Consider the following 11,501-nt stretch of genomic DNA (forward strand, 5'->3'; position numbering starts at 1 on the left):
CAAGTTGTCTCTCCTATGAAATGAGATCTATTTCGTTCAAAATTTTTGAGAGGCGACGTATTCCTTCGTGTATTTCCTCCTCGTTAAGATGACCGTATCCAAAGATAACTTTCTTTGTATGATGACCTTTCTCTATCGAATGATCCTCAACTGGATAAAGGTAAACCCCATTCGTCCGAATCGTTTCAATTATCTTATTAGAAAAATGTAGATCGTGCCATTCTGCGATCAAGTGTAATCCAGTGGAATGACCTGTTATAGACAGCTGGTTCGGAAATGTTTTGTGCAGTAAATGTATGAGTAGATCACGCCTTTTTCGGTATACCTTTTTCATTTTTAAGATATGACGTTCTAAATAACCCTTTTCGATAAATCGTGCTAAAGTCAACTGTTCAACGGATGGTGTATGTAGGTCTGAGAACCATTTGTATTCACGGCATTTTTGAATGAACGGTTGCGGTAGCACCAAATAACCGATACGTAGAGCTGGAGATAATATTTTGCTAAAGGAGCCGACGTAGATAACTCTTGTTGGATCAAGGCCTTGTAATGAACTAACTGGAGCACCTTCATGGCGAAATTCACTATCATAATCATCCTCCACTATGTAGCAGTCTGCCGCTCTTGCTACATGAATTAAATGGATTCGACGTTGAATCGGAAGAGTACTACCTAAAGGGAATTGATGGGAAGGAGTAACGAAAATCGCATTTAATCGTTCGTGCTGTTTAATTAAGTCTGTTTGGAGACCGTTATGGTCAACAGGAATCCCTTGGATGATCGCCCCACTGCTAGAGAAGATCGATTGGATATCCTCTGTAATCGGATCTTCCATAATGATTTGATCTTCCTTTGATAATAAGAGCTTTGCAACAAGTGATAATGCCTGAGTCGCTCCAGAGGTAATAACGATTTGATTAGAATGGCATTGGACGCCTCTAACCTTTAATAAATAGTTAACTAATTGTTCTCTTAATTCTAAGAGACCTTCAGGATTGCTATAGCTTAGAGCTTTATAATCACAGTCATGAATGGTGTTGTATGTGAGCTTTGCCCATATGGCTCTTGGAAATAAGCGTAAGTCGGGAATCCCTGAACGAAAGTTGGTAACATTTTGATCATCAGAAGGTGATCGCTCTTCGTTTATGTCGGAAAGGCTCATATGTTGATTTAATTCAAAATGGGCGCCATAGGAAACATAAGTTCCAGAGCCTTGACGTGTCTCGATATACCCTTCAGCCATCAACCTTTCGTATGCTTCAATCGTAATATTCCGCGAAACACATAAATCCTGCGCTAATTGCCTCGTAGAGGGTAACCGCTCATTTGCTTTTAACTCAGCTTGTAAAATTTTCTTTTTTATTTGTGTATAAATCTGCTCTGTTAAAGGACGTTCTAATTGTCGGTCAATTGATAACCATAGCATTTAAATCCCCCATTCTTAAATTGGTACTGTTGAAATGGTGATATAGTGGACCTATTTTATACCAGTTTACCATGGTAGCCTAATACATAGTAAATCATTTAACGAAAGAAGGGGAAGTCATGTTCTCAAAAGATGCATTAGAGATGGCACGTGTTTTCAAGAAATTGGCTCGTGATGAAGAGAAGAAAGCAAGTGTTCTTCAATCAGAAGAATGGTATTCATTATTATTAAAAGCAGCAAAGAGGTTTGTAGCAGGAGATACTAAAGAAGAAGCAATTCAACAAGCAATGGAGCTTCTTGAGAAGGGTTATGATATTTCTTTAGAATACATGGGTGAAAATAATAGAGATGAGAAGATGAGTATCGATGCAAAGGATGAATATATCGCATGCATCCAGGCTATCGGGAGTAAGGCAAGGGGGGCAACGGTATCATTAGATTTATCTCACATTGGTTTATTGGTTAATCGACAGCTTACCTTGAAGCATATGCGTGAACTGCTTCATCAAGCAAAACGCTTTGATCATGTGATGATGATTAGTATGGAAGAAGCCACAAAAACGGATGTCATATTGGATATATACAAGGAGCTAGTAGTTGAATATCAAAATATAGGTATAACCGTGCAAGCTCAATTGCATCGATCTGAAGCAGATATAGAAGAATTAATCCATTATCCAGGGAAAATACGAATCGTAAAAGGCGCCTATCAAGAAGATGAAGGAATTTCTTTACCGCGATCTAAAGAGCTAGATGATCGTTATATTCAGTTAGTAAAACTCATAACGAATGCTCATAAGCCATTATCGATTGCGACTCATGATGAGAAATTAATTAAACGTTTATTTAATCAAGAAATTCTTCATCGAAAAGGTGTTGAATGTGAAATGCTTTATGGCATTCAACCGAACTTGCTTAAAGAGCTAAAGGATCAAGGTGTGGCAACAAAAGTGTATATGGTCTATGGTACTGAATGGTATTTATATTTGTGTCATCGTTTAGCAGAATACCCACCGAATATATATAGAGCTGTGACAAGTATGCTTGACTCTACATCTTATCTAAGAGAATCCTATTAAGTGAGCTAGGAAGAATGAGACGCGCATATTTCAAAATGATACTGGCTATGTTTCTTGCAGGAAGTTCAGTTGTTACAAATAAAGTACTTGTCGAAAATGTACCCGTTTTTGTTGCTTCTGAATTAAGGTTTTTAATGGCTACCATGATTTTAGTACCATTTTTATTCGTCTATGAAGAAGTTACGAAAGTATGTAAGAAAGAACTATTCATACTGTTTCTTCAAGCGTTAACAGGAGTGTTTTTGTTTAGTATTTGTATGCTTTATGGTTTGAAATATACGACTGCTCTGGAAGGTGGGATTATAACAAGTACGCTTCCTGCTGTTACGGCAGTGTGTGCGTTTTTTATTATAAGGGAAAAGCCATCATTCAAAGTGCTGATAGGCATAGGGTTAACGATGATAGGATTGGCTTGTATTCAAACGGCAGGAGTTAGTCAAGTTGGAGGGGGATTAGCACCGTTAATCGGCAATGGATTCATTTTTTGTGCGGTCATTAGTGAAGCTTTGTTTGTTTTGCTAGGGAAGATTAGCTCAAAGAGGCATTCTCCACTTGTTATTGCGACTTTCGTTAGTGCGATAGGGTCAATATTATTTTTACCGTTTGCTATTTATGAGTTGCGATTATTTTCTTTTAGAGAGCTTTCATTAATAGATTTCGGGATTATCGTGCATCATGGATTATTTGTTACAGTAGTAGCTTTCATATTAATGTATCAAGCTGTTAGGGAAATACCAGCAAACCAGGCTGGCGTGCTAACAGGAGTCGCCCCGTTGAGTGCAGCTACATTATCGTTTATTTTTTTACGAGAGCCGTTTTCTTTTGGTCATTTGGTTGGGATGATACTTGTTTTGTTAGCAGTCTGTTTGATTGCTTATGGGAAGAACCGAAAGATTGAACATCATGCATAAGTTGGCTAGGGATAAGTTGTTTAATTAAATGACTTATTCCTAAATAAAGTGTTAGTAAAAAAAGATATTGACAATCGTTTAATTACGTTTTATCATTTATGTAAACGATTACGTAAACGTTTACCTAAGTGGGATACAAAGGAGTAAGAGATGGCTAGTATAAAAGATGTTGCTAAAGTAGCGAAAGTATCAACCGCAACAGTATCACATGTGATTAATGGAACTCGTTATGTTGCAAAAGAAACGAAGGATAAAGTTTTTTTAGCGATGAAAGAACTAGATTATAAACCGAATTTAGTTGCCAAAAGCTTAAGAAGTCGAAAATCTATGATTATAGGTTTGATAGTCCCTATGCAATATACAGATACATCAAATTTTTTCTTTATGTCCATTGCAAATGGAATTGAAACGATTGTAAAGCAACAAGGCTATAATTTGATTTTGGGTAATTCTCATGAAAATATTCAAACTGAAATTGAACAAATTAAACTGTTTAATTCACAGTTGATAGATGGACTCATTATTGCACCAACAGCTGATAATGTGGAGCCTTATCTTGAACATTTTAGTGGAGAGTATCCAGTGGTTTTTATTGATCGCAAACCTGTTGGATACAATGGAGATCTTGTTATCGCAGATAGTTATAGTAGCACATTAGAAGCTATTACATTGTTAATGAAAAAGGATCATAAGAAAATTGGGTTTATAACTGGACAATTAGGAATATCGACAAGCGACGAGAGGTTAGCAGCTTACAAAAAGGCATATGAACAAAATGATTTACCTATCGACAATTTATGTATTAAAGAAGGGGAATCCTGCTTTGATAGTGGATATAAGTTTGCAGAAGAATTGGTTGAAAATCAAAATATAACTGCAATTTTTGTTGCAAACAATGTTATGACGATGGGAGCATTAAGGTATTTAAATGAAAATCACCTGAAGGTTCCTGATGATATTGCTCTTATTGGATTTGATGATTATGATTGGATGAAGATTACGTCTCCACCTATTTCGGTTATTAAACAGCCATCATTTGAAATGGGTGAGGAAGCAGTGCGTATTCTTTTAGAACGTATAGAAAATGGAAAGGAGTATGAAGGAGAACAAGTTTTGTTACCTTCAGAGTTTATTTCAAGAAAATCGGTGTAAGTGTACTTACATTGATTTCTTTAATGGTTTACGTAATCGTTTACGTAAACGATTACTATAATAAGGAGGTGTAGAAATGACAAGAATCATATGTCTAGGAGAAGTGTTGATTGATTTTGTTCCGACTGTTAATGGTTATAAGTTAAAAGAAGTTTCAGAGTTTAAAAAGTTTGCCGGAGGTGCGCCTGCCAATGTAAGTGCTACAATAGCACGTTTAGGCGGAGAGTCATTTTTTATAGGAAAGGTAGGGAAAGATGCTTTCGGAGAGTATGTAGAGGAGGTTTTATCTGAGAACGGTGTAAATACTCATTATCTATTAAGAACAGATAAGGCAAATACTGCCCTTGCGTTTGTATCGTTACAAAGAAATGGGGAACGAGACTTTATGTTTTATCGTCAACCAGCAGCCGATATGTTGTTAGAGCGTAAAGACATAAATGAAAATTGGTTCCACTCATCACCCATTTTTCATTTTGGCTCTATTTCCTTAATTGATGAACCGATAAGAAGCGCAACGAAACAAGCTATAAAATATGCTCGAAAACGACATTCAATTATTAGTTTTGATCCTAATATACGACTTGGTCTCTGGCCGAGTGAACAAATAGCCCGCGAACAAATTTTGGAACAGCTCTCTGAAGTGAATATAGTAAAGCTAAGTGAAGATGAATTGTACTTTTTGACACATCATAGAAAAGAGCAAGAGGCAGTCAAGAAGGTTATGAAAGGAGATGTTAAATTAGTTCTGATCACAAAAGGAAATAAAGGGTGCTCGTTTTATACAAAATACGGCTTTGATCATGTGCAATCAATAAAAGTTCATACAGTAGATACGACAGGGGCAGGAGATGCTTTTGTTGGTGGATTTCTTTATAAATTAGCAGAAATATTACATGATTCAATCTCTTTAGAAAAAGTTACTAGACAACAGCGCTTATTAAAAGAAATAGTCCTGTTTGCTAATGGATGTGGGGCGTTAACTACAATGAACAGAGGGGCAATTGCAGCGCTTCCAAGTAAGGAAGATGTAAATAGTTTGCTACAAGATTTAGTGGAGGAGTGTTAGTATGTCAGACCTTAATAGTTTAGTAGAAGCAAGAATAGATTATCGAGAAAAATATCGTCCTCAATTCCATTTTAGTCCTAGAAAGCATTGGATGAATGATCCTAATGGGTTGGTTTTTTATAAAGGGGAGTATCACTTGTTTTATCAATATTATCCAGGAGGAAATACATGGGGGCCTATGCATTGGGGGCACGCTAAAAGTAATGATATGGTGAAGTGGCAGCACTGTTCAATTGCTTTAGAACCAGATGAATTAGGAATGATTTTTTCAGGGAGTGTAGTAGTGGATTGGCATGATACATCTGGCTTTTTTAATGGGGGAGAGGGGTTAGTTGCTATTTTTACTCATTCAAATGAAGGTGTACAAACACAAAGTATTGCTTATAGCTTAGATGAAGGACAATCTTGGACAAAATATGAAAATAATCCTGTTATCCCTAACGAACATATTAAAGATTTTCGAGACCCAAAAGTATTTTGGCATGAGGTTACTCAAAAGTGGATTATGGTATTAGCTGCCGGTCAAAAAGTAATGCTTTATGGATCAACAAATTTAAGGAAATGGACGTTTCTTAGTGAATTCGGTGAATCTGAGGGTGCTCATGGTGGTGTTTGGGAATGTCCTGATCTTTTCTCATTACCTGTTAATGGAGATTTATTAAATCAAAAATGGATATTGCAAGTGGACATAGGCTCGGGTGCTGTAGCAGGAGGATCAGGTGCGCAATATTTTGTCGGGGAATTTGATGGCACAACATTTAAAAATGTGAATGAACCTGAAAAAACATTATGGCTTGATTTCGGTAAAGATTTCTACGCTACTCAGTCATTTTCCGATATTCCAATTGAGGATGGTAGAAGAATTTGGTTAGCGTGGATGAGTAATTGGGAATATGCAAATGAAGTCCCAACTAGCCCTTGGCGAAGTGCAATGACTATCCCTCGTGAGGTTGAGCTTAAACAAACAGCCAATGGAGATATTAAACTTCATCAACACCCAATTCATGAACTGAAAAAGCTACGACAAGAAAAATTTAAAATGAACAATCGAGTAGTAAACGGTGAAATGAATGTATTGAAGGATCAGAAGGAAGAGGTTTTTGAGTTAATTGCTGAAGTTGAAAATCTTTCTGCAGAAGAATTTGGCTTTGAATTGCGAAAGTCTTCAAAGAAAAAGGAAGGTACTATTGTCGGATATAACCTGTTAGCAAATAAACTGTTTATTGATCGAGAAAATTCTGGAGATGTTTCATTTAGTGAACAATTTAAAGGGAAGCATGTTGCAACGATTGAGAAAAGTTTGAACAAAGTAAAATTTCATATTTTCATCGATAAGTCATCAATTGAATTATTTTTTCAAGAGGGAGAAGTGGTTCTAACCGATTTGATATTCCCAGATGATGATAGTCAGGAACTGGCTTTTTATATTAAAGGTGGCGAGGTAACCATTTTGAACTTAGAGGTTTATGCATTAAAAAGTGTTTGGGGAGATGAAAGTGAAGGTGCAGGCAACGTAAATGAATGAAGCAACGCTACCTTTAGTAAACGGAGATTAAGGAGGGTATTATGAAACCAGTACTTCAAAAACTTTCTAAACCTATACCACCTGTAGAGCCAAATAAAAATGATCGTCGTTGGAGTCAAATTAAACAAAATTGGGAATTGTACTTGTTTCTTTTACCGACATTTATTTATTTTGTCCTCTTCCACTATGTTCCAATGTATGGAGTGCAAATTGCCTTTCGTGATTATACACCCGGATTTGGCTTAACAAGTAGTCCGTGGGTAGGCTTTGAACATTTTATTCGATTCTTTGAATCCTATCAATTTTGGAATTTGATTTATAATACTTTTTCATTAAGTGCGCTTCAGCTGTTAATTACTTTTCCATTACCAATCATTGTAGCGCTTATGTTAAATCAACTTGTATTTAAACGGTATAAAAAGTTTGTACAAACAGTCATTTATGCGCCTCATTTTATTTCTGTTGTTGTCTTAGTTGGGATGGTCTATGTTTTCTTTTCAGGAAATGGCCTTATCAATAACTTTTTATCTCTAATTGGAATGGATGAAATTCGATTTTTAACAGAGCCCACATGGTTTAAGCCTTTATATTTAGGTTCAAGTGTTTGGCAAGAGACGGGTTGGGCGGCAATCATTTATTTGGCAGCACTAGCAGCCGTTAATCCTGAACTTCATGAAGCGGCTATTGTAGATGGAGCGAATAAGTTACAGCGTGTGATTCATGTTGATATTCCGGCTATTTTACCGATTGCTATGATTCTACTTGTATTGTCGGTAGGAAATATTATGAACATTGGATTTGAGAAAGCTTATTTACTTCAGACACCGTTAAACCAAACGTCATCAGAAATCATTCCGACTTATGTATATAAAGTAGGGCTTCAACAAGCTCAGTATAGTTTTGCTGCAGCGATTGGATTATTTAATGCAGTTATTAACTTATTTTTATTATGGTATGTGAATAGAGTGGCAAAGCGTTTATCAGGTAATGGACTATGGTAAAGGTGAGGTGAAAGGATGAATTTATCAACAATTAAACGTACAAAAGAAGATAAAATATTCGATGTAATTAATATCTCATTATTAACAATTATGCTACTCGCCATTCTGTATCCATTATACTTCATCGTAATTGCTTCTATAAGTAATCCAGATCGTATTTTTGCTGGTGATGTGTGGTTATACCCTTTGGAGGTTACGTTCGAAGGATATACAAGAATATTTCAGGATGGGAAGATATGGATTGGCTATAAAAATACAATTATCTATACGGTTATTGGAACGATTTTAAATGTTACGTTAACATTAACAGCGGCTTACGCATTATCTAGGAAAGATTTTTATGGTCGGAATTTTTTCATGATTATGTTTGTATTTACCATGTTCTTTTCAGGAGGATTAATTCCAACGTATTTAATTGTTCAAAACTTAGGAATGGTGAACACAATGTGGGCTATGATCATTCCAAAGGCTGTTGCGATTTGGAATATCATTGTTGCGAGAACGTTCTTCCAAGCAACGATTCCTAATGAAATGCTTGAAGCAGCGAAAGTAGATGGGTGTTCAAATACGAAATTTTTCCTAAAGATTGTCTTACCATTGTCTAAGCCAATTATTGCTGTTATGGTACTTTTCTACGCAGTTGGACATTGGAATTCTTACTTTGATGCACTTGTATATTTGAATAATGAAAGCTTGTACCCGCTTCAGTTAATCTTAAGAAATATTCTGATTCAAAATGAAGCAGCAGCTACGATGGTAAGTGATCTTGATTCGGTTGCGGCACAGCAACGTATTGCTGATCTTATTAAATATGGCGTGATTATTGTTGGGAGTTTGCCATTGTTAATCGTGTATCCATTTATTCAAAAGTATTTTGTTCAAGGAGTTATGATTGGTGGAATAAAAGGATAATGAACCTCATAACAGCAGAGGAGGCTAGTTATATGACTGTTTTGAGCTCAAGTCTATATCAAACATTGGAAAAGAGCATGAATTATTTATTGTTAAACGGCCTTTGGCTGCTTTCTTGTTTACCGATTGTTACCTTTTTTACAGGAACGATTGCCATGTTTGGTGTCATTAGAGACTGGCATATGAAAAAAGATGAGGGAGTAATTATGCCATTTCTCAAGCATTTTAAGAAAAATATCAAGCCAAGTATGATCTTAACTAGTATTTGGCTGCCCTTGACATATATCATGCTTGTTAATCTTCATTTACTAAATCCAACTGCTTCTATTATTAGTTTATTGATGGCTTTCATAATAGGTGGGTTGTTCGTTATCTTTCTTTATACAAGTATGTATCTATTCCCGGTGTTTGTTCATTTTGAACTTCCTGTATTGAAGTTGGTTCAAAATGCGTTCTTTATAGCAACTAGTCAATGGAAGTATACGAGCATAGGCTTAGCTTTTCTTTTAGCTGTGGGAATGCTTTTGTATCACTTTCCAATTTTAATGTTGTTTTTTACAAGTGTTTTTAGTTACTTCATATATGTTATTTGTTATAAATCCTTTCAGCAATTAGGAGCACCGTATTCTAGTTAATCGTTTACGTAAACGATTAACTTTGAGATATTGGCTTATTTGATTATTTTTTTGAAGGGGGTGATGGGCAAGGGAAACGGGTGTTTTAGTTCTGTACTTTATTAAAAAAGGGAGGAATTAAGAATGGGTAAAAAATTTGCAATAATCTGTTTGTTTTGTTTATTAGCTACTATGGTAGCATGCTCTCAGGATTCTGGTGGAGAGGATGAGGGACAGGTAAATGAAAATGGAGATCAACATTTTAATGCAGACGGTCTTCCGGTTGTTGATGAGAAAATCACATTGAATTTTGTCTCTCCTAAAGCCCCATTAGCACCTGATTATAATGAAATGGAAATCATTCAAACGTTAGAAGAGATGACAAATGTCCATATCGAATGGAATAATATACCTGGTGAAGGGTATGAGGAACGGAAAAATTTAATGTTTGCAAGTGATGAGCTACCAGATGCTTTTTATAATGCGGATTTTACAGATTATGAAATCGTTCGATACGGCAGGTCAGGTCAAATTATTCCATTGGAAGATTTAATTGAACAATACGCACCTAATTTAATGGAGATATTTGAGAAACGTCCTGAACTAAGAAGTATGGTTACAGCTCCTGATGGTCACATTTATTCGTTGCCGAGAGCAGAAGAGATGGGGTTAGCGGCTGTTCCCAATTTTACATCGATAAATAAAGCTTGGTTAGATAAATTAGAATTAGATGTCCCAACAACACTCGATGAATATGGTGATGTATTAAGAGCATTTAGAGATCAAGATCCTAATGAATCAGGGAAAGATGATGTTATCCCTTTAAGTTATATGCATAATTTTTGGACAGGAAACTTTGGAGATATGTTTGCGGCATTTGGAGTACCAGATAATACAGAGCATCGAATTGTTCGTGATGGTGAAGTAATCTTTACTGCTGTGCAGCCAGAATATAAAGAGGCGATTGAATATTATCATGGTTGGGTTGAAGAGGGGTTAATTGATTCCGAATCATACATTCAAGATATTAGTCAGTATTTTGCCAAAGGAAAGACTGAGCCACCTACATTAGGATCGTATATTTGGTGGGAAACGGAAGAAATCGTTGGGCCTGAACATGCAGATGATTATGTATTGTTACCCCCTTTAGAAGGACCAAATGGTCATAAAATGGTAGGTCGTTCAAATAATTCTGAATATGGAAGAGGAGCCTTTGTGATTACTTCTGCTAATGAACACCCGGAGATTACGATGAGGTGGGTCGATCAAATTTATGATCCGAAAATGTCTGCCCAAATAAGTTGGGGACCAATAGGAATCATTTATGAAGAAGATGAAAATGGAATGCTTATTAACAAAGAATTAGAAGAAGGAGTTTCAATGGGAGAGCTTCGTCAACAAGTAGCACCAAATGGACCAACCGTTGTCCTTGCAGAAGATTTTGGAACAGTAGTTGATATGGAGCCTAGAGCGAAGCAGAGATTACAAGATATTGAAGATGTGTATGCTCCGTATCTAGTCGATGAAAATTTCCCACAAATCTTTTTTAGTGAAGAGGAGCTAGATCGAATTAATCGACTTGAAGTTGATATCATGGATTTTGTAGATCAAAAGCAAGCATCTTGGTTATTGAATGGTGGCATTGAAGACGAATGGGATAATTATTTAGAACAGCTTGAACGTATGGGATTGAATGAATTAATGGAAATTTATCAGGATGGGTTAGATCGGTTTAAATCAAATATTGAATAATGATAGATAGGGTGTCATGAGGTGAATCAACCTCTGACACCTTCGATGGTTGTAGTCCCACTC

Annotated in this window: 10 protein-coding genes; 9 read left to right on the top strand and 1 reads right to left on the bottom strand. The window is 36.1% G+C overall.

Features of this window, described 5'->3' with window-relative positions:
* Positions 1-13 precede the first annotated feature (13 nt).
* Positions 14-1,426: a MocR-like pyridoxine biosynthesis transcription factor PdxR gene (gene pdxR / locus ACERJO_RS00820; RefSeq protein ID WP_373646290.1), complete on the bottom strand. Its 1,413-nt coding sequence runs from the start codon at positions 1,424-1,426 to the stop codon at positions 14-16.
* A gap of 119 nt (positions 1,427-1,545) precedes the next feature.
* Here pdxR and ACERJO_RS00825 point away from each other — a divergent pair, with 119 nt between their 5' ends.
* The 9 genes from ACERJO_RS00825 to ACERJO_RS00865 all read left to right on the top strand — a co-directional run bounded on the left by ACERJO_RS00825 (position 1,546) and on the right by ACERJO_RS00865 (position 11,438).
* Entirely contained in the window at positions 1,546-2,505 is a 960-nt protein-coding gene (locus ACERJO_RS00825) for a proline dehydrogenase family protein (protein WP_247105227.1), read from the top strand.
* A gap of 14 nt (positions 2,506-2,519) precedes the next feature.
* The gene (locus tag ACERJO_RS00830; protein ID WP_373646291.1) at positions 2,520-3,416 is read left to right on the top strand and encodes a DMT family transporter; all 897 of its coding nucleotides are present in this window, start codon (positions 2,520-2,522) and stop codon (positions 3,414-3,416) included.
* A 150-nt stretch (positions 3,417-3,566) separates the two neighbouring features.
* A complete protein-coding gene (locus ACERJO_RS00835; RefSeq protein ID WP_373646292.1) occupies positions 3,567-4,568 on the top strand; it encodes a LacI family DNA-binding transcriptional regulator in 1,002 nt (333 codons plus the stop codon).
* A gap of 76 nt (positions 4,569-4,644) precedes the next feature.
* Entirely contained in the window at positions 4,645-5,634 is a 990-nt protein-coding gene (locus ACERJO_RS00840; protein WP_373646293.1) for a PfkB family carbohydrate kinase, read from the top strand.
* Position 5,635: 1 nt separating this feature from the next.
* The gene (locus ACERJO_RS00845; RefSeq protein WP_373646294.1) at positions 5,636-7,159 is read left to right on the top strand and encodes a glycoside hydrolase family 32 protein; all 1,524 of its coding nucleotides are present in this window, start codon (positions 5,636-5,638) and stop codon (positions 7,157-7,159) included.
* A gap of 41 nt (positions 7,160-7,200) precedes the next feature.
* A complete protein-coding gene (locus tag ACERJO_RS00850) occupies positions 7,201-8,160 on the top strand; it encodes an ABC transporter permease (RefSeq protein WP_373646295.1) in 960 nt (319 codons plus the stop codon).
* A 15-nt stretch (positions 8,161-8,175) separates the two neighbouring features.
* A complete protein-coding gene (locus tag ACERJO_RS00855; protein ID WP_247105233.1) occupies positions 8,176-9,072 on the top strand; it encodes a carbohydrate ABC transporter permease in 897 nt (298 codons plus the stop codon).
* Between the two features lie 32 nt (positions 9,073-9,104).
* Positions 9,105-9,707, top strand: coding sequence for a YesL family protein (locus ACERJO_RS00860; RefSeq protein ID WP_247105234.1), 603 nt, complete (start codon positions 9,105-9,107; stop codon positions 9,705-9,707).
* A 123-nt stretch (positions 9,708-9,830) separates the two neighbouring features.
* Positions 9,831-11,438 (top strand): ABC transporter substrate-binding protein, encoded by a 1,608-nt coding sequence (locus ACERJO_RS00865; RefSeq protein WP_373646296.1) that lies wholly within the window; start codon positions 9,831-9,833, stop codon positions 11,436-11,438.
* Positions 11,439-11,501 lie beyond the last annotated feature (63 nt).

It is taken from the genome of Halalkalibacter sp. AB-rgal2 (genome assembly GCF_041821005.1).
GTDB lineage: Bacteria > Bacillota > Bacilli > Bacillales > Bacillaceae_D > Halalkalibacter.